Source organism: Cytobacillus sp. Bac17 (assembly GCF_024519925.1).
Classification (GTDB): Bacteria; Bacillota; Bacilli; order Bacillales; family Cytobacillaceae; genus Cytobacillus; species Cytobacillus pseudoceanisediminis.
In genome coordinates this window covers 1-25,644 of sequence record NZ_JALJRC010000033.1, presented here as the reverse complement: position 1 = coordinate 25,644, position 25,644 = coordinate 1, and the positions used below count along the sequence as shown (strand labels likewise).

The following is a 25,644-nucleotide window of genomic DNA, read 5'->3' as shown; positions in this document are numbered from 1 at the left end:
ACATTCACCTCCAACCTAGTTAGGCAATGCCATCTTGCCTGGATTTAAAATATTATTTGGATCAAGCGTCCTTTTAATGGCCCGCATCACTTCCATGGCAGGACCATGCTCTACATCCATATATTTGGCACGGACAATTCCAACTCCATGCTCGGCTGTCGTCGTTCCTTCCATTTTGATTGCCAGTTCATGAATATCGTCGATCATTTTCTGCACATTTTCCATTTCAATTTCATTATTCATGTTCACTACCGGTCCGGTATGCATATTTCCATCACCAACATGACCGTATATTCCGCAGATGATGCCATATCGTTCTGCGATATTATGAATCTCCCGGAGTGTTTCAGGGAGTCTCGAAATTGGCACACAGATGTCTTCGCCGCCATACACCCGGAAACCGCCCGGCTTTAAAAGTCCAACCGCAGCACCAACAAGCTTCCTTGCCTGCCAGAGCTTTTCACACTCATCCGGCTCATCGCTGAACTTTATATAATTCGTAAATTTTTCGACTACCTTCCTGAGCCGGTTCACCTGGGAGGTTACCTCCTCTTTGGCACCATCCACTTCAAAAACAAGAATAGCTTCATTATCCAGGGGAAGATTCAGCTCAGGCTTCATCATGTTGACAGCCTTCGTACAATTGAAGTCCATGATTTCGATGGCTGATGGCTGCAGGCCTGAAGAAAAAACAGCGTTAACCGCCTCTCCCGCATCTTCCAATCTTTCAAATGAGCATAAAACAATACCTCGTGTGACAGGGAGCGGCAATAATTTCAGACGAAGGCGCGTTACAATTCCAAGAGTGCCTTCTGAACCAATCATTAAATGGGCAAGGTCGTAGCCGGAGACCGATTTAAGCGCCTTCGATTTTGCTCCGCCAGTCACAATGATGTCACCGGTGGGCAGTACGACTTCCATTCCCAGGACATAATGGCGGGTAACACCGTATTTGACTGCCCTCAGCCCGCTTGAATTGTTGGAAACCATTCCTCCCACTGTGCACATATTTGCGCTTCCCGGGTCAGGAGGGAATCTTAGTCCATAAGACTTCAAAGCCTCATTTAAATCATTTTGGATGACTCCCGGCTCAATTACTGCCTGCATATTCCTGTGATCAATCTCCAGGATTCGGTTCATTTTCGATAAATCCAGCATAATGCCGCCTTTAACCGGGACGGCTCCGCCTGTTTGCCCGGTGGCTGCCCCTCTCGGGTATAAAGGTATTTTAAATTCGTTGGCCAGCCGGACACATTCACTGACCTCTTCAGTTGACAGAGCAATAACGGCCACTTGAGGCAGTTTCGGACGGAGCTGTGTTTCAAAGGATGCATCATAGGAGTAGGTCATCATATCAGTGCAATTGGTTAATAGCCGGTCGTCTCCGAAGATATTTCTTAATCGGGATATCACGTTTTCATCCAGCGGAGGCGGTGTCATTGTTTCATTCATTCTTTCTCCTCCTTACAAACTATTTATTTTTCGCCAGAGGGTCGTCCTGCCGATCCCCAGAATCTTTGCGGCTTCTGTTTTATTGCCGTTTACCTGCTTCAGCACGTTCAGTATATACTCTTTCTCATAGTTTTGAAGCTTCGTTTCTTCATCTACTTCATTAATGCTGTGTTGTTTCAGCACATGCAATTTGGAAAAGTCTTTCCCGCCTGCAGCTAAAACAGTTTCTGAATCAATCAATTTCTCAGGGGAAAGAATCATCGCTCTTTCAACAATGTTCCTGAGCTGGCGTATATTACCCGGCCAATGATAGCTTTGCATAATTTTCATAGCTTCAGCAGTGAAGCCCTTAATATTTCTCCGAATGCCCGGTTCCAATTCTTTTATGAAAAAATCGCATAACAATGGAATATCAAGGATCCTTTCACGCAAGGACGGAATTGGGATATCAAGAATATTGAGGCGATAATACAAATCAGCCCGGAAGCTCCCATCTTCGACCATCTTCTCAAAATCACGGTTCGAGGCAGCGATTACCCGAATATTAATGGGGATCACTCTTTCATCCCCTAGCCGCATCACTTCCCCTTCCTGCAAAACCCTGAGGAGCTGGGCCTGGAGGGATTCAGCGAGTTCGCCAATTTCATCAAGGAAGATGGTTCCCTGATGAGCCAATTCAAATAAGCCGGTTTTTCCTCCCTTTTTCGCTCCCGTAAAGGCTCCTTCGACGTAGCCGAATAATTCGCTTTCCAGCAGGTTTTCAGGGATAGCCGCACAATTCACTGCAACGAATGGCCCTTCCGTTCGCTTGCTGAAGCTATGGATTAAATGGGCGAATACCTCTTTTCCCACACCTGTTTCACCCGTCAGGAGAATAGTAGAATCCACCTGAGAATATTTCTTCACCTTTTCGATCGCTTTCTGATACACCTCACTTTCCCCGACAATATTATTTAAACTGTATTTTGTGACATGGCCGCGGTGAAGGAGCTTTTTACGGATTTCCTGCTCCTGCTGCTGAAGTCTATGAACCTCCTGAAACGTACAGACAGCTCCAAACACCTTTTGCTCGTGCCTGATGGGTATTCGATTTGCAACCACTTTTACACCATTGGCATCCTGAATGCGGTTCAGTTCTTCCTTACCAGTCGAAAGAACTTTTTTCATTTGTGAATTAACGAGGATATCATCAATCTGCTTACCGATTACAGAATCATAAGGCAGGTTCAAGATACTGTAAACGGAAGGATTGCATACTGTAATAACCCCTTTTTCATCCACAGCAATTACACCATCAGCAATAAAATCAAGAATTGCCTGGAGTTCCTTGGTTCGTTTCAATTCTGTGCGCCTTACTTCAATCAGGCTTCTTGCTTCATGAATGGCCTGGATGACCGATTCCACTCCAGACGTTAATATCACTGTTTTTATAGAATTATTTTTGACTTTGTTCGTAAAAATACTTTTCCCAATCAGGACATCTATCTCTTTTTTGCTGAGAGCCTCGACAGCTGCTTCAGCTTCCTCAGGTACAATTACGCAATGCTTTTCAATCGATAACCCCAGCACGGATTCAATTGTTTGGATCCCCTGCAAAACATCCCGGGTGTCGGCTATTCCAATCTTCTGTCCGAGCTTTTGCGCTTCTTTGATGGTTCGGAGCAGATCATATCCGGTTATGGGAATCTGCACGACGGGTATGCCAAGATCGGACTCAATGAGCTTTAATCCCAGGGTTCCTCTGCTAATGATTACTTCTGTGCCGGCTTTTTCAAATTCTTTAGCAGCTGCAATAGCATTCCGGAAGCTTACCTTTCTTATCGCGACATCTTCTCCTGTTTTTTTCGCTGCTTCCTTTGAAACCTGTATAAGCGCGTCAATTGGGGTTAAAATGGCAATTTCGGACATTGCTTCACCTCATTTTCCTTTTTCTCTTGGACAAGTTTTATAATTATATTAAGTTTATCTTATCAGATGCCAAGGAAAATTTCGGTAAGTTTTCATAATAATCAGTCTATTTGTTTGATAAATTAGATCAGAATAGTTTCTGATTTTATTTTAATCACGCCTTCAACCTGGCCAAACGGGCCATCTGGTGAACACATCCCCGCTGCTGTGCCGGAAAGCTGAAAAAAATAAGAGAGATCCTTAAGGTCCTTATCATTCAGCTGTTCAAAAACCGTACCTCCTATAATCACTGCATTTCCTATTAAACTGTCCTCAAAAATGTCCAGCAGATGGGTGCAGAGCATTTTTCCGTTTCCTTTTCCAGTTAAGGCTCCGTTGATTTCAATATAAGTCGTTTCAGGTATGAACATACTAAATGATCCGGATGCCAGGCAAGCCGCCATTGAATCCGGCGAGATAACAATGGGAATGGCCCCCCTTCCTCCAAGACACTTAATATCCTCATCTATTCCTGCAATAAGCATTCCATTCAGCGGAATATTTTCTGAACGGAAATATTGGGCCAAATCGCAATCTATTAGTCTTATTCCTTTTCCTAAACAGAACTTACGGATGGCTTCATCTTTCGCATCTCCATAAGAAAAAAGAATCTTGGCCGGATTTTTAACGGTTTTGTACCCTTGTCTGATAAATCCTTTGATAACATTAAGGGGATTTTGGCCGCTGACGAATAGGAAATCTGGGATCACATTGATCTGATCCCCTGGAGTAACTGATGGGAGATTTGCCAGTTCAGCGAGTCGTTTTTCAAATATATTCACCCGGCTCACGTCTCCTTAGGACCAGAAATTTAACAGTATGGATTTTCGAGCCAATGCCGCTGTGCGGCGGAAACTCCTGCACCTAACTCCACTTCGTATCCGCTCTTCAATAAAGCAAGCTCCATTGCAGCAAACATCTTCAGCATATCTGCCGCATCCGTATATCCCATATGGCCGAGACGCAAAATCTGATTCTTCACCTTTCCAAGACCGCCTCCCAATGCGATATGGAATTCTTCCCGCATCATCTTTCTGAATTCATCGGCATTATTTAATTTTACGGCTGTCAGGGTTGGACTGGCAGCCGAGTCATCCACCAGCAATTCAAGACCTAAAGCCCTTACCCCTGCCCTTGTCATATCCCGAAGTGCAGCATGCCTTTTATATTCAGCTTCTATTCCTCCGCTTCTTTCTATCATATTGCAGGCCTCAAGCAGCCCGCATACAAGTGATATATTTGGGGTATAAGGTGTTCCAGTTCCTGATTCCAGGCCTTTTTTATAAAGTTTAAGGTCAAAATAGAAGGATGGGCACTGATGATCATTTACCGTATTCCATGCTTTTTCACTCAAAGTAATCAATGCAAGTCCTGGAGGCAGCATTAAAGCTTTCTGTCCTCCAGTTGCCACTATATCAATGCCCCATTCGTCCATATATAGGGGTGTGCCGACTATCGAGCTGACCGCATCAACGAGGAATATGGCATCTGTTTCTTTTACAACTGCTGCAATCTCTTTTATGTTGTTGATTGCAGAGGTGGATGTTTCACAATGTGTCGCAAAAACAGCTCTTGCCTCAGGATTTTCCTTTAATGCTTTTCTCACATCCTGAGGATCGACAATATTTCCCCATTCCGCATCGACCCGGACGGTTTTGCAGCCAATGTGGTCTGTAATTCCCTGAAGGTACTCACCAAAATAGCCGACAACGCAAAGGATGATCGTATCATTGGGGCCAACCGTATTAATAATTGCTGTTTCAAGGGCGGAAGCTCCGCTTGAGGTAAGCGGAATCACCAGGTTTTCAGTCTGGAATATCGTTTTGGACTTTTCAGTCGTTTCCTGAAGTACATCCTGGAAGGCTGGATTCCGGTAATCCATCATGGGGTGATCGAAACTTCTTAGCATGGCACGCTGTATTTCTTTCGGAACCTGAACCGGCCCCGGCAATCTTAAATCCAATTTCTCTTCAAACATAGCTTCCTCCCCTTATCGTTTCTGATTCTGATTTATATCTTGCTAATGAGTATTGTTGCAATTTCCGTGCCAAGGTTGAATGTCTTTTTTACAAAGGTTTGTTTGTTAGAGGAGTGTTTCAGCGTTTCATTTTGGAACGATGTGGAACAGTTTGGTGAAACAGCTGGTGGTGTTAGAAATTTTCGAATTGGGTTCTTATTTTGGGATGGTGGTACCGTTATGACGATGATTTTTTGAGGATTCCTGATTTTCGGATTATTGACAGCGGTTATAACAACGGGATTTTTATCTATATTCTATTTAGGTGTTGAATTACCTATTAACTACCATTTTTGCTTTACTACTCTCTTTTTCGGCGTAAATCCATTGGATTAACTAGCATTTTGGCCTTACTCCACTCAATTTCGTCGTTAATCCATGTGATTAACTACCATTTCCGCCTTACTCCACTCAATTTCGTCGTAAATCCACGCGATTTACTACCATTTTCGCTTTACTGCACTCAATTTCGTCGTTATTCCATGTGATTAACTACCATTTTCGCCTTACTCCACTCAATTTCGTCGTAAATCCATGTGATTTACTACCATTTTCGCTTTACTGCTCTCAATTTCGTCTTTATTCCATCAGATTAACTACCATTTTCGCCTTACTCCACTCAATTTCGTCGTTAATCCAGCAGATTAAACACCATTTTTCTTTACTGCTCTTTTTTTCAGCATTAGTTTGTGTTTTGACTGCTATTGTTTCCTTCCTTTTTGGATTTTGCAAGCAATTATGCTGAAGCTTTTCATTGTTTAAAATTGGGCTTTCTCAATCATTCATTAAAATATATTAAAAAACAAAAGGCAGCCCCATTCTTTCGAACAGGCTGCCTTTTTAACATTATTAATTGTGGGCTTTCTAAGAAATCTTCTTTAATTCATCTGTTAAGCGGATGAATTCTTCCTTGTTTCGGCTAGTCAATGCTTCATCAATTTTTTCGCGAAGCTTTTCTTTTCGGTATTCCTTAAGAGCTTGATTTAGGACTTGTTCTGCTAACACTGACACGTTTTCCTCAGACTGTTGCGGCGAGTTAAGTAGACGTTTTTCCATTTAAAATCAACCCCTTGACCTTTTTTCTATTGTAACAGAAGTTTTCAGATTATTCAAATCATTATTTACTGGAAATTTTGTCAGCAGCTGCTAAGCTTGTTAAATACAATGTACCCGGTTAGTGAACAGTTTAAACAAAATAAAAAAAAGCTAACTCGTGAGAAAAAATAATTTCCTCACAAGTCAGCCCTCTTACGCTTTGGCTGTTTCAAGTATGCTCATTACATTTTGTACTGACTTAACAGATTGATCAAGAGCTTTTTTCTCATCGGCAGTCAATGGAATTTCAATGACACTTTCTATTCCATTTCCGCCCAGGATTGTAGGCACTCCCAGATAGATGTTACTGTATCCATACTCACCTTCCAAATAGGCAATTGAAGGAAGGATTCGTTTTTTATCTTTCAGAATCGATTCTGCCATTTCAACCATTGAAGCTGCAGGAGCATAATAGGCACTTCCCTGGCCAAGCAGATTTACAATTTCTCCTCCGCCTTTTCTGGTTCTTTCCACAATCGCTTTGATTCGGTCGGCAGGGAGTATTTTCTCCAGTGGAATGCCGCCAGCATACGAATATCTGACCAGCGGAACCATATCATCTCCATGACCGCCCAGGACAAAACCTGAAATATCTTCAATGGAAACTCCCAGCTCTTGAGCCACAAACGTATTAAATCGGGCTGTATCTAATACTCCCGATTGGCCGATTACCCTATTTTTCGGAAAACCAGTAGTTTTATAGCAGACAAAGGTCATTGCATCGACAGGATTGCTTAATACAATAATATAGCTTTCCGGGGCGTATGTTTTTATATTTTGAGATACTTCTATCATAATCTTTTCATTTACAGCTACAAGATCGTCCCGGCTCATTCCTGGTTTTCTTGGCATTCCGGCAGTAATCAATACTAAATCGGCATCTTGAATGTCTTCATAGCTTGAAGTGCCGGTTATGCTGCCATTGAAGCGCTGAATCGGTCCAGCTTCGAGCATATCCAGGGCCTTGCCTTTTGTTGGGTTCGTCTGTGAAGGTATGTCAACTAAGATTATGTCTCCCAATTCTTTTTGGGCCAGCATCAATGCTGCTGTCGCACCCGTAAAGCCTGACCCGATTACGGCAATCTTTCTTCTCTTAAAAGTCATGGCTGTTCCTCCATTTCATCGTACTAGTGGAGTACTTTAATTATCTTCAACGCTATCCAGTTCCGCCGCAGATATCTGTTTCTTTTTGCTGGCTCCCTTTTTTACGGGGGGTGCTTCAGGAGCTGGCTCTTGTTTCATTTCCTTTGGTTTCCTGTCATCTAATAAAGCTTTCTTGATATCTTCATCAGGATGAGGTATAACATGCGCTGACACGAGTTCACCCACTCTGGCTGCTGCTTCCTTACCTGCATCCACAGCAGCCTGAACAGCACTTACGTCCCCCTGAACCAAAACCGTTACTAAAGCGGCGTCCACTTTTTCCTGCTTCACCAAAGTAACATCAGCAGCTTTCAGCATGGCATCTGCTGCTTCAATGGACCCAATAAGCCCTCTTGTTTCAATCATGCCTAGTGCTCTTGCCATCCTATTTCACCTCTTTCTTTTCAACGTCAACAGAATCGATAATTCCAATAATCAATGCATCAATTGGCAATCTTATATCTCCGGACATATTTGAAGCCGAACTTCCACGCGTAACGAGAACTTGATCACCGACTCCTGCCCCAATACGGTCAACCGCAACGAATGATTTTGCTGCTGAAAGACCATGAGGCTCGACAACCAAAAATTTCAGGCCCGTTAAATTATCTTCTTTTCTTGTGGCCCATACATTGCCGATTACCGTTCCCATTTCCATGTGTTTTCAGCCCCTTTTGTATCCATTACAATGATGCTTTTTCCCAATTCCCGTGCTGTATCGCGTGCTAAAGGTGTTATAATGGTCTGTTTATCTGCGAGGATTTCATTCATTTTGCATTCTTGAACATCTCTTTGTGTGATCAGCTTCTTTGAGAGAGGCTGATCTGCGCTGATAGGCTTTGGCGCTGCAAAATCTTCCAGGCTATTGATTTCAACCCCGAACTTTAACAGCTTTTCCTTATACTCCATTAAGCTTAAAGAATACTCCCCGTTTGTTTTTTTCTCTCCATTCAGGATTTTATAAAGTTTTGTTTTCGGAATTAAGGTAACAGGGACATAGTCCATAATACAGGCTGAGAGAAGCTCGCTTTCCGGTGTATCGCAAATGCCCAGTGCCCCTTTCACAAACAAGTCCTGGGAAGCATCAAGAAAAATAACCCTCATAACATTATGCAGCTCAGCTTCTTCGCTAAAGTCATAAGGAAGGACATTCCAGTTTTCCTCTAACACTTCTAATATATTTGGATCGACTTTCCCTAAATCTCCAACTGCGAGGATATTATGTTTAGATTTAGAATTTGGAGCAGATTTGGCACCAAATAAATTTTTTACCACTTCTTCAACTATTTGTTCAATTAAATGCCGGTCAATCATAATCTTTCCTCTTGCCTTACTAACCTGCCAGCTGTTTTACCGGTAATCAGTCCTGCATTGGCTTCATCAGTATCAATATGCATTTCAAGTCTATACCGGGGTGAGATTCTAATTAACACATTTCCAAAGGATATTGGACGTTCTCCCTCTGCCTCAACTTTAACGTATTCCCCATTTTTCACGCCGAAAGTTTCAGCATCTTCCGGAGCCATATGAATGTGTGCCTGCGCGATAATAAGACCTTCTTTTTTATAAATGCTGCCCTTGGGTCCTATCAGAGTTACAGGTGAAGATCCTTCTATTTTCCCGGATTCGCGGAGCGGGGGTTTCAGCCCCAGTTTGATCGAATCAGTACGGCTGACCTCTACCTGGGTCATATTGCGGGCAGGACCAAGAATGCGCACCTTTTCAAGGCTTCCTCTTGGTCCTGCGATGGTTATAGTTTCGTTAGCAGCAAATTGGCCAGGCTGAGATAAATCAGCTTTTTCGGTAAGCTGATAGCCTGTTCCAAAAAGAATCTCCAAATCTCTTTGATTTAAATGACAGTGCCGGGCAGAGACAGCCATTGGAATTGAATGATCTTTTCCTGAGGAATCTTTTAGCCTTGAGACGATTTCCTCTACAATCGATTGAATGGCTTGCTCGTTCATGGATTTAAGCTCCTAACTTAGTAATCTTGTATTAAAGCTCAGCATCAATTTTTGGAAGAATGCTCTCCAATTCATTATGAGGACGAGGAATGACATGAACAGATTTCAATTCTCCAACACGCTGTGCTGCTGCAGCTCCCGCATCCGTTGCCGCTTTGACAGCACCTACATCACCGCGCACAAGCACCGTAACAATACCGCCCCCTACATGTACCTTTCCAACTAAATGAACATTCGCAGCCTTCACCATAGCATCTGCAGCTTCCACTGAAGCAACCAGCCCTTTAGTTTCGATCATGCCTAATGCAGTTAATTCTCTAGCCATTTTTATTTCCTCCTAATTAGTTAGTTTGATATTTTTTCATCACTTGATTGACCATGTCGGCAATCATCTTTGCATCCACTTCGCCATCTGGCGATACTTGCTTGAGAACTTGATTAACAATATGATCAACATCCGGGCTGCCGGCTAGTTCTTTTTCAGCTTTAGAAGATGATGATGCCGGTTTTGGGATGGTGATTTCTTTCGTACCATAAGCCATTCTTTTAATATTGATCAGGTGGCGTGCTGTTACATTATCAGAGGTAATGTTGCCGCCGAATGAACCGCATCCCAGAGTCAGAGAAGGCATCAATCCGGTTGTCGCCCCAACAGCCCCAATAGACGAGAGCGTGTTGACCATCATTCTTGAAACTGGCATTTCAAGAGCAAAATCCTTAGCCACTGCATCGTCATTCGTATGAATTGAGAGGCTATGCCCTCTTCCGCCCAAATTGAGCAGCTGCAGGCAGATATCTTTTGCCTCCTGGCAGCTTTCCGCTGTATAAAGGGCAAAAACCGGAGATAGTTTTTCAATTGAAAATGGTATGTCTTTGCCTACTCCAGTTTCTTCAGCAATTAAAACTCTTGTTTCTTCAGGGACTTGGATACTGGCCATGGCTGCGATTTTAACAGCACTTTGACCGACGATATCCGGATTCAGCTTTCCCGGTGAAGGCGAAATGACTTTTTCCAACGCCGCTTTTTCATGGTTATTTAAGAGATAAGCCCCATTATTTCTCAGTTCTCTCATGGTCATTTCTTTGATATTGCGATCGACGACAATCGATTGTTCACTAGCGCAAATCGTTCCATTATCAAAAGATTTACTGTCAATGATCATTCTCACCGACTGGTCCACCTTAGCGGTTTTTTCAATATAGCAAGGCACATTTCCAGGCCCTACTCCATAGGCAGGCTTACCTGAGCTATATGCAGCCCTGACCAGTCCGCCGCCTCCTGTTGCTAAAATGAGATTGATGTCGCGATGCTTCATTAATTCGTTTGTTGCACTCATTGAAGGCTTTGAGATCCATCCAATCAATCCTTCGGGTGCACCTGCCTGTATGGCTGCTTCATTCACAATTTTTAAAGCTTCAACTGTACATTTCACTGCCCTTGGATGTGGGCTCACGACAATGGCATTTCTTGTTTTTAGAGCAATCAGTGCTTTAAAAATGGCTGTTGAAGTAGGGTTAGTCGTTGGAATGATGCCTGCAATGACACCGTAAGGATAAGCTATTTCCGATACTTTATTTACCCGGTCCTCATGTATGATGCCTACTGTCTTTTCATCTTTGATAGACTCATAGACAGCCTTGGAACCGACTTCGTTTTTAATTTTTTTGTGCTCGGCAATGCCCATCCCTGTTTCCTCTACCGCCATCCGGGCAAGGTAAAGTGACTTGGCATAAGCAGCATCAGCGGCTTTTTTGACGATTTTGTCAACCTGCTCCTGCGTAAAGGCCATATACTTAAACTGCGCTTCCTTGGCCCGCTTTACCGCATCCCGCATTTCCTGCATGGATTGAAGATCATGATCAAATTGCAAGATTCCACGCTCCTTTCAGGATATTTTGAAAGAATTAGTATTTTATAGGGTTCTGAGAAATTTCCATAATGGCATCCCGGAAAGCATCAGCTGCTGCCTGGCATGCTGATTGAGAGCCGGTCAGCAGTCCCCCGCCAAAGTTGGTTTCCGAAGGCGGCCCGAAAAATTTAACCATTTCAACATCCGCTGCCTTTAGAGCAGCGTCAAGTCCATAAACGGCTTCCAAAGGAGGGGCTATTAAATACGCTATAGGCTCTCCGATTTTGATGCCTGCTTCCTTTGACAGATAGGACCCTGTTCTGGAAACAACATGTGCATAAATGGCATGCGCTTTTTCCTCATCAAGCGCTTCAAAATAAGCATCGGATTCAGCTGTCTGGAGGACAGCCTCCATACCGCTTTTGACTTCATCAGGAGACGGCCCTGCCAAAATTCCAATCATTTCACCTGATAATGGCCCAGAAGCATGAGCAGCACCCGCATAAAAGGACCTGGCATAAACCACTTCGACATCAGCTCTTTTAGTAGCTTCATCGAGTGCGGTATAGCCTACGTCATCGACTGTTGAGGTGAAAATCGCCAGGCTTCGGTGATGGGGCTTAAGCTGAAACTGCTTTGCAAGCTCTTGGTCCACGTTAGGAATCACCCGAACAGCCAATATATCAGCGTGAATGCGTTCTAATCCCATTTTTTCTGCCTCCTACCCTTCCTTTTTCACGAGCGATACACCACTTGCTTCATACTTTAAAACTTTTTGGATGACCGTTCCGAGATAGGCGCCAGCCTCTGCGGGAGGAATTCCGCCTTTATGTATATTGGAAATTACCATCCGGTCAGCTTCGATCGTTCCTTTTCGGGGTTCATAGCAAAGGTAGGCACTCAGTGATTCTGCACTGACCAGACCAGGACGCTCGCCAATCAATAAAACAACTACTTTGGGCTTCAGGAGCTCGCCTACTTCATCCATAACAGCCACTCGGCCTTTTTCGATATAAAAAGGGGTCCCCATATCGAGGCCTAAACTTTTTAATGATTGCTGAAGGGATAGATATACATCCTCTGCATTTTCTTCAATCGCACTTGAGCTAAGCCCGTCAGACATAATGATTTGAACAGCCGGTCCCTTTTGGCATTTAGCAAGAATGATTTTTTTGGCTTCTTCTGATAGCTTTCTGCCATAATCGGGTCTTCGGATGTACACTTCTTTTTCATTTACCATCGTATTGACTTTAAAGAGTCCAAGATGGTTTATAAGCTCATCATTTACATCTCCAAAGACAGCATCGACTGCTGCTGCATGGTCAAAGCGGAATTTCAGCCATGTGTCTGTCTTCGGTCTTGTTCCTGCTCTTCCCACCCCGATTCTTGCAGGTGTTTTGCTCTTGAGTGCCTCCAGCTCTACTGGATCTGCCGGATGATCAATGCCTGCCTTTTTTGAATAATTTTCGTTCTTATCATGACTCGCTTTAACTGTTGAGGTCATTTTAAGAGCATTTGTATTCTGATAGCTTTTAATTTTTATTAGACTGTCTGTATCCTCTTTTCCAGCCTTGATCACCTCCACTGCCATCTTGGATGGTTGTGTGCTGGGGTTTGATGTATGTTGCCAAAATTTTACTCCTGCGCTGCTTTCTTGCCCTTTCACATCAGAGGTTTGCTGCGATTGAAGTTTTTCCACTACAAGGCGTGTTACTTTTTCAATCAGTTCAGGATTCATTCATTTCAACTCCTATCGTGAAAAAATGGTTGGATCGCCTGCGATTTTGCTCAGCTTTCCATTTTCGAAGATTCCCATTTTCTCAAGCCAATCCCTGAATATTGGAGATGGCTGCTTATTCATCGTCTGCCTAAGCGTGGCAACGTCATGATAGCTCATGGATTGATAATTGAGCATGCAATCATCCCCCATTGGGGCAGCAATAATAAAATTCACTCCAGCTGCTGTCAGCAGAACGCCAAGGTCTTCGATATCGTTTTGATCGGCCTTAATATGATTCGTGTAGCAGATATCAACACCCATAGGGATGCCATGCATTTTTCCCATAAAATGATCTTCTAGCCCGGCCCTGATGACTTGCTTATTGTTGTACAAATACTCCGGCCCAATGAAACCTACCACTGTATTTACGATGTAAGGGTCATAATGCCGGGCAAAGCCGTAATTTCTCGATTCCAGTGTCATTTGATCCATTCCAAAATGCGCTTCAGCGGAAAGCTCTGAACCTTGGCCCGTTTCAAAATATAAACGCTGTGGCCCGGTGCCGGTGCCGAGAGTTCTTGCCATGTCATTTGCTTCCTCAAGAAGTGAGGCAGTAATTCCGAATGATCGGTTGGCAGCCTCTGTTCCGGCTATGCTTTGGAAGATCATATCTGCAGGTGCTCCCTGTTCTATAGCCTTCATTTGAGCTGTTACATGTGCAAGCACACAGTTTTGTGTTGGTATTCCCCAGTCCTTGATAAAAGCATGTGTGGCATGGAGCAATCTTTTTACACTCTCAACCGAATCATCCACTGGATTAATTCCAATCACTGCATCCCCTATGCCGTAGGATAAACCTTCTTTGAGGGATGCGATCATGCCATCCACATTATCGGTTGGATGATTAGGCTGCAGACGGGAAGCCAATGTTCCTTTATATCCAATCGTTATATTGCATTTGGATAGTATTTCGATTTTGTTTGCCGCGTGAACAAGATCAAGATTAGACATGATTTTTGCAGCGGCGGCGATCATCTCACTGTTCAATCCCCTGCCGATTCTTTTTAAATCTTCTCCTGTAGTGTCATCGTCCAGGATATATTCACGAAGTTCAGCAACTGACCAATTTTTTATGCTCTGATAGACGGGTTCATTCATCCCGCTTTCTATAATTCTCGAAACCTCATCCTCTTCAGGCGAAAGCATAGGATTTTCTCGGATATCAGATAGGGTTAAATGACTTAGAACCAATTTGGCGGCGATTCTTTCCTGGACGGTTTCCGCTGCGATTCCCGCGAGGCGGTCCCCTGATTTTTCTTCATTTGCTTTTGCAAATAGATCTTTTAGATTTTCGAATTGATACACATTTCCTAAATGACTCGTTTGCAGCTTCATAAATAATCCCCCCTTTCTTACCGATGGAATGTCAATGTTTTAATGACAACAGGTACTACATTGGTTTGAAGCAGGTGGCCGATATCTATGTAATCTCCATGCTCTACCTTAATCTGGTCGATGCATACGATACTTTGCCTTGTTTCCTGAACTTTAATCGTCTGGCCAAGGACTTTAGCATGGTCGCTTTCTAATACGACAACAAGCGGCTGTTCCGGAATCGGCTTTGCTTCTAAGGATTTCAGCAAGACTGAAGATAACTCCTGAATATCACGAAAGCCCAAATATGGCAGAGCCGTTAAATACAGGGCGAAATTTTGTCCCTCCTTCTGAGGGTCATAAATTTCCACCGCCTTTTTTACTGCTTCTTGAATCTTATGGAGACCTTTTTCCAAATTGTAATCAAACCGGATCTGATAGACGGGCAAATTGCGAATTGGCAGTTCATTGCCTTCAGCATGGATGGTCGCACCGCTGATTTCTGTCGTTTGTGTACCTGCCCCGAGAACTGTTGCCCTGACCGTTTCATCCGGTTCCACCCATTTAAAGGAGGCCAGCTCACGGCAATTTTGCAATGACTGTGCCAGCTGTTTTCCAATATCGTCGTACTGGGCAGGAGAGGAATCAGCATTCTCAAAGTGGTACAAGCATTCACCGATCCCGCCTGAAAACATGATGTAATCTATCTCCTCTGTCCAATTTGGATCATGTCCCAGAAGCAAAGGCAAATCATCCTTTAGAAGATCCTTCCTTAGCATTCGGGCAATTGCTTCTGCCATGTAGTCTGTCAGTTTTCCGATGATAGGGTGACTTCTGCTGTCCCCTCTTTTTAAATCAGCTCCCCATTGCCGAAGGATTTGTTGAACAGGAGGAGAAATACTATTTATTTTGCCGTCTGTAAATTCAATCAGCCGGCCGCCGATATGCAGGGTGCATGTTCCGCACAGCCTTCCTGAACGATAAACTGCAGCATTGGCAGTGCCTCCGCCAATATCAATATTAGCCACAGTTTTTCCAGTCCTTTTGGATAATTCATAAGCTCCTGAACCTTTTGCAGCAATGATTCCTTCTAAATCAGGACCGGCAGTGGCGACAAGGAAATCTCCTGCATGGTCAGATAGGTAATGGACCATTTCTTCGGCATTCTGTTTTGTTGCCGTTTCTCCTGTAATAATGACAGCCCCTGTTTTAATATCAGCCGGCCGGATTCCCGCAGTAGTATACTCCTCTCTGACAAGCCTCTCTACAGCTTCAATATCTATTGATGAAGCGGTTAGAAGAGGAGTCCGGTAAATCGGGCTCCGGTAAAGCACTTCCTTTTCGATAATTTCGATTCGCGGCATATGGGTTCCGCCAGCCATATTCATGAGAGAAAATCTGCTGATGACGAGTTTGGTCGTACTCGTTCCGATGTCGATTCCTGCGCTGATTATATTCTCTTTTTGTGCATCGTAACGCTTCAACATGATCCCCGCCTTACTGTAGCAATTTAACAATTATGCAGGAAATAAAAAAAGGCACCGCATATGAGCAACCATTAATTGGTTGTTCATACAAGGCGCCTTTGCCTAATCTATTTTTTTGTATATTTAAAATATATTCTATTATCTTCGTTTTGTAAAGGGTTTCATCTGAAAATTACGACATCATCCGGCAATGAATCTGCATAATCCTGCATTTCCTGAAGAGAATGGCATTTCACGAGGCACCGTATTTCATCTATTCCTTTTCCGGAAATAGAGGAGGTAATGACAATAGGCCCTTTGGGAACTGCATTTCTAAGCTGGCTGATTGCTGAGTTTACATCCGCTTGATCAGAATCGCATTTTGTCACGACTCCAATTGGCAGCTTATTAAACCCATTGCTAAAACCTGGCGGAAAAATGGTTTTCCGCTTTGTAGAATCCTGCAAATATAGTACATGGGTCACTTCGAGTGCCGTAGCCATGATATTTTTATAGAAAAATGGATTCTCTGTATATTCGCCCGGCGTATCCACAATCCAGTCATAATAGTTCAGGGCCTGTGTTTTAACCGCTACCGCTTTGCGGCCAAGAAGAGCATTTGTTAAAGTCGACTTTCCAGCCCCGATGGAACCGATCAGCATCGCTCTGTTCATTTTGGACATTCTATATACAGCTCCTTATGATTTAGTTATTTCCGAAGGAGTGTACCTCAGTGTTTCAGATAAAAAGCGGTTGATTTCCTCCATGGCCATTTGCACAGCTGATACGGTTCCTACAATTACAAGGCTGCCTGTGAATCGGTCCAGGAACCCGATCTGCACGTCTGCCGCTTTGGTCGCCAGATCTCCTGCAATAATAACCGTTTCACTTGGTGTCAGTGTTAAAATACCTAACGCTCCTGCCTGCTGGATCCCCAGTTTTTCAAACATATCCGGATCGGGATTTGCGATTAAGTGGCTGAGTGTTACTTGTTTTCCCGGCACAAATTCTTGAATAAATCGTTTTTTTTCTTCATTCATTGCTTAGGCCCTCCCAGGTGACTCCTGCTTATATTGCTTTTTTAACCTTTTCTTCTTTCGTTAAATATTCATCTTTTCCGATAATGCCAGATTCACGGTCTTTTTTCTCCAATTCCAAAGCCTTAGGTACAGACAGCCAGTATGCTAAACCAATTCCGATGATTCCAGCAGAAATTTTACCGGCTATAATCGGAAGGATTAATGTTGGCTGGAAATTTGCTGTAAAGGATAAATGGTCACCAAGTAAAAAGGCGGCACAGACTGCAAAGGAAATATTAATGACTTTATCTTTAGGCGGCATTGTTCTGACCAATTTAAACATCGCAAGGATGTTCGCGATTGTGGCAACTATCCCTGCACTGCCTTCCTTGCTTAATCCCACTTTACTGCCAAGTGCCTCCAGCGGGCCGCCGGCATACTTTTGAAGAAGATAAACCATCGGAAATGCACCGGCAAGCATGATTCCAATATAGCCGGCAGTCTCAAGCGCCCGGAACTGATCCTCCGAATCCGCCATGATTGGGTGGAAGCCCCATCCTCCAAATACTGTTGTGAATAATCCAGTAAAAATTTCCACGATGGAAAATACCAAAACCAGCTTAATTCCCGCATCTAAAATACGTCCAAACCACATGAACCCGTTGATCATTAAATCCGGCAGGAAATATAACCCCAGTGCAATCAGGACAACAAAGATTAAAAGCGGACTTAAATTCAATAAGATTTGTCCCAAACCAAGCGCGAACTGATATTTCGCCTCGCCGGAGGTGGAAATGAAATCCCTGAAACTTGAGCTGGAAACCGCAATAATCACACTTGAAATGAAAGCACCGATTGGAATGGTCAGAACGCCTGACATCACCCCGAGAGCCATATATTTATGGTCTCTCTTATCAAGCATAGCCAGGCCCATCGGTATGGAGAAAACAATGGTTGCCCCCGCCATAAAACCGACAATCATCGCCATGATCCAGCCTTCCTGTGTTTGCTTTAACACTTCAGCTAACTGGTAGCCGCCCATATCGGTTGCCAATATGGCAGTTGCAGCTATTGCAGGATCTGCCCCGATCGCAGCAAAAAATGGACCGCAGACCTTATCGATAAACCACGATAAATATGGAATGGAAGCCATTATCCCGGCAGCCGGTACAAAAATGTGGCCAACAGCATGAAGCCCCTCCATAAATTGCTTGCCTAACCCCTCATCACTGTTGCGGATGGCTGCAAAAGCTCCAGCCACAGCACAGGCCATGATAATGTAAATAACGATTTTACCTACCATTTCCATCATAAATCCCTCCCTAAAAAGTTTTATATGTTAACGGAATCCTGCAGCTTCTTTACAAGAACATAGGATAAACAGCAGTTTGATAGTAAAAAAATAGGTAAAAAGACAAAAAGGTGCCGCACGTCAGCTTTTGCAGACGCATGGCACCTTTGCCTGTTCTATCCACTTGTAAAAGATATTAAGCGTTATATTTTACTATGATACGCTTTGCCACATTTTCCAGTGTAACCTGTTTGTTCATGCTGATCTTTCGCATTTTCTTAAAAGCATCTTCTTCATGCATGTTAAACTTTTGCATTAAAATGCCTTTTGCTTTTTCAACTATTTTTCTTTCATTTAATTTTTGATTCATGGATTCCACCTGTTCCCGGAATGCATTTGCATTCTCAGCCTGCCTGAGCGCAATTTCAACAGCTGGAATCAGACTGGCTTCATTAACAGGCTTAACAAGGTAGCCGAGTATATTTGCCTGTTTGGCTTTATCAATATATTCCCGCTGACTGTATGCTGTTAGGATCAGGATGGGTGTATTGATTTTATTGGAAATGATTTCACTTGCTTTTAGTCCATTCAGATTAGGCATCTTGATATCCATCAGGATTAAATCAGGCTTTAATGAAAGAGCAAGCTCGACCGCTCTTTCACCATCGCCTGCCTCAGCAACTACTTCATATCCAGCGTCCTGTAGCATCAAGCTTAAGTCCATGCGGACAATCGATTCATCCTCCACAACCATTATTCTTTTTTTCACAGCTATTCCGCCTTCCTTTCAAAGGGAAATTGCACAGCTGCAATAGTCCCTGTTTCAGCCCGTTCGATTAAAAAATGACCGGATAAGTCGTGCTCGATCATCATTTTCACAATATCTAAGCCTAGAGAAGGTTTTGCTTCCGGGGAATACCCTTCACCGTTATCGATGACTTCAACCTTAATTTCATCATTCGAATACTCGAAACAGACCTCGACTATTCCTTCATGCATATGTTTAAATGCGTGCTTTACACAATTCTGTATAAGTTCATTGATGACCAGAGACAGGGATACAGCTTTTTCAGAGTCGATTAAAAGCTTTGGTCCCCTATACTGAATATGTATCTTTTTCTGCTCGTGTTTTGCTTCATGGACCAGCATATTGCCAACTTTCTCTATTAGGCTGTATATATCTACTTCATCTACACTTGAGCTCGAGAGAATAATTTCATACACCGAAGCAATACTCGAGATGCGGTTCAGACTTTCCACGAAATGCACCTTGCTTTCTTCCGGCACACCCCTTCTCATCTGGAGCCTCAAAAGGCTGGCAACAGTCTGCAGGTTATTTTTAACACGGTGATGGATTTCCCGTATGGCCACAGATTTAACAGCAATCTCCCGTTCCTTTTCCCTGAGCTCTGTCAGGTCTTTAAGTATGATGAAGGTTCCATCCGACTTACCGGCAAGATCAAGACTTATTTTCTTAACACGGAATACCTTATTCATCATTTTCATTTCTTTTACAAGGAGCTCTTCCGGCTCGTTAAGAATTTCTTGAATACAGGGAAAACAATCAATCAGCGGGACGCCGGGCCTGCAATTTTCCTTGCCAATTTCGTGTATGAGATTAGTTGCTGAAGGATTGTTATAAACAACCTTATTTTCATGGTCAATAAAGAATAGTGATTCCTCAATTACCTCTGGGATGATCGGCCGGTCTTCTGCCATTCCAATGAGTATACCGCTCAAGGTTTCAGTCGCTTCTGATAACGCTTCCAATTTGAGCTGCCGCTGCAGCTTCTCACTGATGTCCTTCTCCATAATCAGTGCCCCGATGACACGGTCCTCTGAGCCTTTAATCGGCACCACGCTTTGTTCCACCGTCTTGCCCTCCTGTGTCAAGGCGCGATTGAGAAACATATTTTTCCCTGTCCTCAGGGTATATAAAACGGCGGGTTCAAAAGCTTCATAGGCGAACTTTCCTGCGACAGGCTTCTGATAAACGGATTTAGCAGTATTTGGGGCGGCTTCAGCTACTACTATCGCATGTTTACCTTCTTTAGTAGGACAATCAACAAAAACGTTTGCCTGGTTCAGATCGGCGATTAATGAGAGATTGGCAGAGACCTCTTTAATTCTTTCGACATCCATTTTTGAAAGACTTGTATGAAGAGTGCATAGCTCTTCGACTGAGAAGTTTGGCATAGACGGAGATCTCCCAATAAGTATTTAAAAATGTCAGAATATATAAAAATATTAAAGGGAATGCCGAAGAATGTCAACATCGTTTTCAATTGTTTAATAGGAAATTTGGTACAGTTATGGAATTATCCTGGATAATGGAAAAGGCAGCTGGAAAAAATGTAATCCTGCTGCCTTCCTATACTACTTAAGCTGTGCTAATTTTACACCGCTCGCTTTATGCTTTAATATAACCTCTATTAAATCAGCCAGATGGGCACCCGCCTCAACAGGGGGGACCCCTCCCTCATGAATATTGCTGATAACAGTGCGATCTGCTTCGACAGTATCCTCATTGGGCTGGTATATCAGGTAGGCACTAATGCTTTTAGCAGTTGCCAATCCTGGCCTTTCTCCTATGAGTGAAATAATGCAATCACAATTGACAATAGAAGCTAAATCATCCTGAATCCAAACTCTGCTCCGCTTTATAAAAACAGGATCTCCAATGGTAATCTTTTTCGATGTTAACCCCTGGACAAGCGCTGGCAGCAGATCTCTTATATTTGCCTCAACACCTGTTGAACTCAGTCCATCGGATACAATGATTTGCACCTGTTTATTTTTCGGAAGATTTTCTGCAGCCCATTTTCTGGATGTTTCATTGAGTTGCCTCCCGCTGTCCAGGTCCATTAAGTATTGGTCCATCGTTTCAGATTTTGAAAAGAGCACAGGCAGCTTTAACTCCTTCAGCAAATCCTCAGAAACGTCTTTAAACACTGCGTCCTGGGCTGCTGCGTGATCTATCCTGAATTCCAGGTAATTCTTTGTTTTCATTCGTGTTCCAGTATGTCCAATCCCAATCCTGGCAGGCGTAATGGATTGCACCCTCTCGATCTCTTCCCGATTGGCTGGCTGTTCTACACCTACTTGGCTACTCTTTTCATAATTTATATTGCGGCCCTTTGATTCCTTTGTTTCTGCAGGTTCTTTTACAATAGGACTGTTTTTTATTTGCCCTCCTTTTTGGAGTTCTTCCATTACCTGCTTCACGATTGTCTGAATATCCATTACTGATTCCCCCTTCCTACTTAAAAATTGATAAATCTCCCGCTCGTTCGGTTAGTTTGCCATTTTCCATAATTCCCATTTTCTCAAGCCATATCTCAAATTCGCGAAGAGGGCGGAGCCCAAGCATTTCTCTTAAGCTTGCATCATCATGATAGCTGGTATCCTGATAGCTTAGCATAACGTCGTCTCCGCCAGGCACGCCCATATAAAAATTCGCACCGGCAAGAGCAGTCAGCATACCAGCGATTTCCTGATCATTTTGATCTGCCTGCATATGGTTTGTATATGTAGGGGCTATCCCCATTGGAAGTCCATGCATTTTCCCCATAAAAAGGTCCTCGAGATCTGCACGAATCACTTGTTTGCCGTCATAAATCGTCTCAGGCCCGATAAAACCGGATACATTATTAACCATGAACGGTTTCCAATGCCGGGCGTATCCATAGGTACGGGCTTCGAGTGTCTGCATATCTATGCCAAGATGGGCATCAAGCGATACCTCCGATCCCTGGCCAGTTTCGAAGTATAGCTGATTCGGACCAGTTGATGTCCCTTGTGTGGCCATCAGCTGAAAGGCTTCATCAAGAATTTCCTTTGAAACTCCAAAATCATCATTTGCCGCCTGTGTACCAGCAAGGCTTTGGAACATAAGAGCTATAGGGGCACCTTTTTTGAGGGCATGCATTTGGGTTGTAATATGGGCAAGAACACAGTTCTGCGTCGGGATATCCCACTTTTGAATAAAATCATGAGTCATATGTAAAATTCTCGAGACTGATTCGATAGAGTCATTGTTGGGGTTCACACCTATGACAGCATCACCCGAACCATAGGACAGACCTTCTTTCATTGATGCAAGAATACCCTCGGGATTATCAATGGGATGATTAGGCTGGCAGCGGAATGCCAGGCGTCCAGACTCGCCAATTGTTGTGTTGCAATGCGCAGTTGGCCTGATTTTCTGCGATGCCATTACAAGGTCAATGCTCGACATCAGCTTTGCTGCAGCAGAAATCATTTCGCTCGTCAGACCCCTGCTGATTCTGAACAAATCCGACGTACTGGTATGGTGGGATAAAATATAATTCCTTAATTCTCCAACAGACCAGTTTGCGATATCCTTATAAATAAAAAGATTAAGATCATCATATATGATGCGGGTTACTTCATCCTTTTCATATGCAATAACCGGATTTTCATATATTTCCTTTAGTGTTATTTCACTTAACACCACTTTGGCTGCCATTCGTTCAAGAGAAGATCTGGCAGCAATGCCTGCCATTTTATCCCCTGATTTCTCCTCACCGGCTTTTGCCAAAACATCTGAAATTGAACGGAATTGATAGGTTTCATTCTTTAGTGTACAAGTAAACATAAATTGCCTCCCTTCGATTATAGGGAGTGGTATGCACCAACTCAGCTTATTACAGTAAGCGGTTACATTCACTCCATACAAAAAGGCGCCTTAACAGAATAAGCCATAAAACAGCTTACCTATTAAGGCGCCCTCACCTGGTATTTTCACTTATCCATCATTATATCAAGTAATTAACTGAAAAGATAGACTTTTTAGAATGTAGATAAATGTCTTATGAAAACATACCCTCGACCACTCTTTCCTGCCTCCCTTTCGTCGTTTCTGCCTGGGATAAGGAATTGAGAATTGCTTCCTCCGCGGATTCGGCAGCACCTTGGAAAAGCTTGTTCATAAGCGGATGGTCGTCTCTGATCAAATGGGCAAATTCAACGTGTTCAGTGCTCTGGTGAGAAATGGTTCTGGCAGTTGAAAAAGCAATGACAATATCCCCGCTGCCGTTGCTGTAATGACTTCCTGTCCGGCCGAGGCCAATACCGCATCTCTTGGCAAGCCTTTTCAGCTGCCTGTCACTGACTGGTGCGTCCGTGGCAAGGATGATCATAATCGAGCCATCGGGCGTTTCCTTGGTTTCCTGCGGAATTTCTGACAGGCCGTATTTCCTGAATGGAAATTCATCTTTATTGCCAAAATTGGTGACCACCAGGCACCCGATTATGTAGTCTTTTGAGCTTTGTTCTTCGCTTATGACCCGCGATGACGCCCCTACTCCGCCTTTATATCCGAAACATACCATGCCTTTTCCTGCTCCGACCGCACCTTCCTCCGTTCTTTCCGAATTGGCATTTTCAATGGCTGCTATTGCATGTTCCGGTTTCACAGGAAGTGCACGAATGGAATTTAGATACCCATCATTGCATTCACCAACGACAATATTGACCGTTCCAGTTGTGTCTCCAATTTCAGGAGTGGTTCGTAACATGTGTTCCAGGGTTCCATGTGTAACCGCCGGAACTCCAAATGTGTTTGTCAGCATAATGGGAGATTCAATCATGCCCAATTCTTCAACCTGAACCAGACCAGTCGTTTTTCCAAAGCCATTGATGACATAGCTCGCTGCCGGGACCTTTTCACGGAATAAATTTCTGCCATGAGGCAAAACTGCGGTTACACCAGTACAGACATATTGGTCATTATCATTGAGAGGATAGTGCAGAGTGATTTGGCCTACCATGACCCCTTCTACATCTGTAATGCAATTCTTTTTGCCAGGCTGCAGTTTTCCAATCGTTACTCCTCTTTCTCTAATCTTCATTTGACTCCTCCTTAAAGTGGCATTCATTAGAATTTCCATTTGTTTTCATTTATAATAGAAAAATATTTAGGTTTCCTAATCATTTTACATCGTTTTTGGGAGGATTTATATGGCTCAAACTATAGCAAAAAAACAGAATGCAGGCTCTGAGAAGATTTGGTCTAGAGATTTTGTGCTCATATTGATGTCCAACTTTTTTATTTTTCTCGGATTTCAAATGACATTGCCCACGATCCCTCTTTTTGTTGAAAAATTGGGAGGGAATGACCAGCTGATCGGGATTGTAGTCGGCATCTTTACATTCTCTGCTCTGCTATTGCGTCCTTATGCAGGACATATGCTGGAGACAAAGGGAAGGCGTTTTGTCTATTTAACGGGTCTTGCGATTTTTGTTCTTTCGGTTGGTTCATTTGGATTTGTTAATAGTTTAATCTTCTTATTTGTCTTAAGGATTGTCCAGGGATTTGGATGGGGTTTTTCAACTACAGCCTCCGGAACGATTGCCACCGATTTGATACCTGCTAAGCGGCGCGGGGAAGGGATGGGCTACTTCGGTCTTTCCGGGAACATAGCCCTGGCTTTCGGCCCCACCCTGGGACTGGCGCTTGCCGGAGTTATATCTTTCAAGCTCTTATTTTTAATTTGTGCCCTGCTGGGTTTAGCCGCACTGGTATTGTCATCTAGAATCAACTACAAGCAGGCTGAAAAACAAAGTGTTCCCCTTAAGCGATGGGATATCTATGAAAAAAGTGCCTTAAGGCCATCATTTCTTTTATTTTTCATTACCGTTACCTTCGGCGGCATCGCTTCGTTTCTTCCAATATACTCTGCCCAAAAAGGCATAGGCGGAATACACTGGTATTTCCTGCTGTTTGCGATTGCCTTAATGATTTCCCGGACGTTTGCCGGCAGATTATATGATCAACGGGGGCATCAGGCTGTGTTTTTACCTGGTGCGGTGCTGATTTTAGCAGCCATGTTCCTGCTGGCATGGCTGCCTAACAGCATGATCATGTATATAGCGGCCATTTTTTATGGTCTAGGGTTCGGATCAGTCCAGCCTGCCCTTCAGGCCTGGTCTATAAAAGAAGCGCCTGCCAATCGGCGCGGGATGGCTAATGCAACGTTCTTCTCCTTTTTTGATCTTGGAGTTGGGATAGGTGCAATGGTCTTTGGCCAAATCGCCCATTTGTTCGGCTACAGCAGCATTTATATGACAGCAGCCGGTTCGGTAGGGATCTCCATACTATTATATATCTGGATACTGATTATAAAACGAGGTTAATGAGAAAGACGATTTTCCTAAGAGATGCGGAAAATCGTCTTTTTATTATGCTGAGTTTTCCAGCAGGTGCACCGGGTTTGGACTCTCACACCAGGTTTTTCGATTTCTCTGTCCGAAGTTGTACCGGGTTCGGACTCTCACTCCGGGT

At 43.5% G+C, this 25,644-nt stretch carries 25 protein-coding genes; 1 reads left to right on the top strand and 24 read right to left on the bottom strand.

All coding sequences use genetic code 11. From position 1 onward, the window contains the following. Positions 1-15 precede the first annotated feature (15 nt). The 24 genes from NR125_RS24695 to NR125_RS24580 form a co-directional block, all read right to left on the bottom strand. Positions 16-1,452, bottom strand: a complete 1,437-nt coding sequence (locus NR125_RS24695) for an FAD-binding oxidoreductase (protein ID WP_009334396.1) — start codon at positions 1,450-1,452, stop codon at positions 16-18. 12 nt (positions 1,453-1,464) lie between these two features. Continuing rightward, a complete protein-coding gene (locus NR125_RS24690) occupies positions 1,465-3,360 on the bottom strand; it encodes a sigma 54-interacting transcriptional regulator (protein ID WP_192908650.1) in 1,896 nt (631 codons plus the stop codon). A gap of 122 nt (positions 3,361-3,482) precedes the next feature. Then, positions 3,483-4,181, bottom strand: coding sequence for a hypothetical protein (locus NR125_RS24685; RefSeq protein ID WP_009334394.1), 699 nt, complete (start codon positions 4,179-4,181; stop codon positions 3,483-3,485). 29 nt (positions 4,182-4,210) lie between these two features. Then, positions 4,211-5,377, bottom strand: coding sequence for a pyridoxal-phosphate-dependent aminotransferase family protein (locus tag NR125_RS24680; protein ID WP_009334393.1), 1,167 nt, complete (start codon positions 5,375-5,377; stop codon positions 4,211-4,213). 903 nt (positions 5,378-6,280) lie between these two features. Then, complete coding sequence (locus tag NR125_RS24675) at positions 6,281-6,472, bottom strand: IDEAL domain-containing protein (protein WP_009334392.1); 192 nt, start codon at positions 6,470-6,472, stop codon at positions 6,281-6,283. Between the two features lie 192 nt (positions 6,473-6,664). After that, a complete protein-coding gene (gene mdh / locus NR125_RS24670; RefSeq protein WP_192908651.1) occupies positions 6,665-7,615 on the bottom strand; it encodes a malate dehydrogenase in 951 nt (316 codons plus the stop codon). A 36-nt stretch (positions 7,616-7,651) separates the two neighbouring features. Beyond that, complete coding sequence (locus tag NR125_RS24665) at positions 7,652-8,038, bottom strand: BMC domain-containing protein (RefSeq protein WP_009334390.1); 387 nt, start codon at positions 8,036-8,038, stop codon at positions 7,652-7,654. Between the two features lies 1 nt (position 8,039). Continuing rightward, positions 8,040-8,312, bottom strand: coding sequence for a EutN/CcmL family microcompartment protein (locus NR125_RS24660; protein ID WP_019383115.1), 273 nt, complete (start codon positions 8,310-8,312; stop codon positions 8,040-8,042). Continuing rightward, a complete protein-coding gene (locus NR125_RS24655; protein ID WP_192908652.1) occupies positions 8,294-8,968 on the bottom strand; it encodes a hypothetical protein in 675 nt (224 codons plus the stop codon). Before NR125_RS24655 ends, NR125_RS24660 begins: the two co-directional genes overlap by 19 nt. After that, positions 8,965-9,618 (bottom strand): phosphate propanoyltransferase, encoded by a 654-nt coding sequence (locus tag NR125_RS24650; RefSeq protein ID WP_009334387.1) that lies wholly within the window; start codon positions 9,616-9,618, stop codon positions 8,965-8,967. Before NR125_RS24650 ends, NR125_RS24655 begins: the two co-directional genes overlap by 4 nt. Positions 9,619-9,649: 31 nt before the next feature. Beyond that, complete coding sequence (locus NR125_RS24645; RefSeq protein WP_009334386.1) at positions 9,650-9,943, bottom strand: BMC domain-containing protein; 294 nt, start codon at positions 9,941-9,943, stop codon at positions 9,650-9,652. 16 nt (positions 9,944-9,959) lie between these two features. Next, entirely contained in the window at positions 9,960-11,489 is a 1,530-nt protein-coding gene (locus tag NR125_RS24640; RefSeq protein ID WP_009334385.1) for an acetaldehyde dehydrogenase (acetylating), read from the bottom strand. A gap of 34 nt (positions 11,490-11,523) precedes the next feature. Then, a complete protein-coding gene (gene eutL / locus NR125_RS24635; RefSeq protein ID WP_009334384.1) occupies positions 11,524-12,177 on the bottom strand; it encodes an ethanolamine utilization microcompartment protein EutL in 654 nt (217 codons plus the stop codon). Between the two features lie 12 nt (positions 12,178-12,189). Beyond that, positions 12,190-13,206: an ethanolamine ammonia-lyase subunit EutC gene (gene eutC / locus NR125_RS24630; RefSeq protein WP_009334383.1), complete on the bottom strand. Its 1,017-nt coding sequence runs from the start codon at positions 13,204-13,206 to the stop codon at positions 12,190-12,192. A gap of 12 nt (positions 13,207-13,218) precedes the next feature. Next, positions 13,219-14,583 (bottom strand): ethanolamine ammonia-lyase subunit EutB, encoded by a 1,365-nt coding sequence (locus tag NR125_RS24625; RefSeq protein WP_009334382.1) that lies wholly within the window; start codon positions 14,581-14,583, stop codon positions 13,219-13,221. A gap of 17 nt (positions 14,584-14,600) precedes the next feature. Beyond that, on the bottom strand, positions 14,601-16,049 hold the full coding sequence (locus NR125_RS24620) for an ethanolamine ammonia-lyase reactivating factor EutA (RefSeq protein WP_071156079.1): 1,449 nt from the start codon (positions 16,047-16,049) through the stop codon (positions 14,601-14,603). A 161-nt stretch (positions 16,050-16,210) separates the two neighbouring features. Further along, positions 16,211-16,711 (bottom strand): EutP/PduV family microcompartment system protein, encoded by a 501-nt coding sequence (locus NR125_RS24615; protein ID WP_009334380.1) that lies wholly within the window; start codon positions 16,709-16,711, stop codon positions 16,211-16,213. A gap of 15 nt (positions 16,712-16,726) precedes the next feature. Next, positions 16,727-17,068, bottom strand: coding sequence for an ethanolamine utilization microcompartment protein EutS (gene eutS / locus NR125_RS24610; protein ID WP_009334379.1), 342 nt, complete (start codon positions 17,066-17,068; stop codon positions 16,727-16,729). 28 nt (positions 17,069-17,096) lie between these two features. Then, complete coding sequence (gene eutH / locus NR125_RS24605) at positions 17,097-18,356, bottom strand: ethanolamine utilization protein EutH (protein ID WP_019383123.1); 1,260 nt, start codon at positions 18,354-18,356, stop codon at positions 17,097-17,099. Between the two features lie 178 nt (positions 18,357-18,534). Further along, positions 18,535-19,107, bottom strand: a complete 573-nt coding sequence (locus NR125_RS24600; protein WP_009334377.1) for an ANTAR domain-containing response regulator — start codon at positions 19,105-19,107, stop codon at positions 18,535-18,537. A 2-nt stretch (positions 19,108-19,109) separates the two neighbouring features. After that, positions 19,110-20,534, bottom strand: coding sequence for a sensor histidine kinase (locus NR125_RS24595; RefSeq protein WP_019383124.1), 1,425 nt, complete (start codon positions 20,532-20,534; stop codon positions 19,110-19,112). Between the two features lie 180 nt (positions 20,535-20,714). Next, on the bottom strand, positions 20,715-21,581 hold the full coding sequence (gene eutC, locus NR125_RS24590; protein WP_009334375.1) for an ethanolamine ammonia-lyase subunit EutC: 867 nt from the start codon (positions 21,579-21,581) through the stop codon (positions 20,715-20,717). Positions 21,582-21,597: 16 nt separating this feature from the next. Further along, a complete protein-coding gene (locus NR125_RS24585; RefSeq protein WP_009334374.1) occupies positions 21,598-22,956 on the bottom strand; it encodes an ethanolamine ammonia-lyase subunit EutB in 1,359 nt (452 codons plus the stop codon). A gap of 214 nt (positions 22,957-23,170) precedes the next feature. Beyond that, positions 23,171-24,211 (bottom strand): DmpA family aminopeptidase, encoded by a 1,041-nt coding sequence (locus NR125_RS24580; RefSeq protein WP_071156087.1) that lies wholly within the window; start codon positions 24,209-24,211, stop codon positions 23,171-23,173. 109 nt (positions 24,212-24,320) lie between these two features. On the opposite strand from NR125_RS24580, the gene NR125_RS24575 reads away from it, so the two are divergent. Continuing rightward, on the top strand, positions 24,321-25,496 hold the full coding sequence (locus NR125_RS24575; RefSeq protein ID WP_256816296.1) for an MFS transporter: 1,176 nt from the start codon (positions 24,321-24,323) through the stop codon (positions 25,494-25,496). The last annotated feature ends 148 nt before the right edge of the window (positions 25,497-25,644 follow it).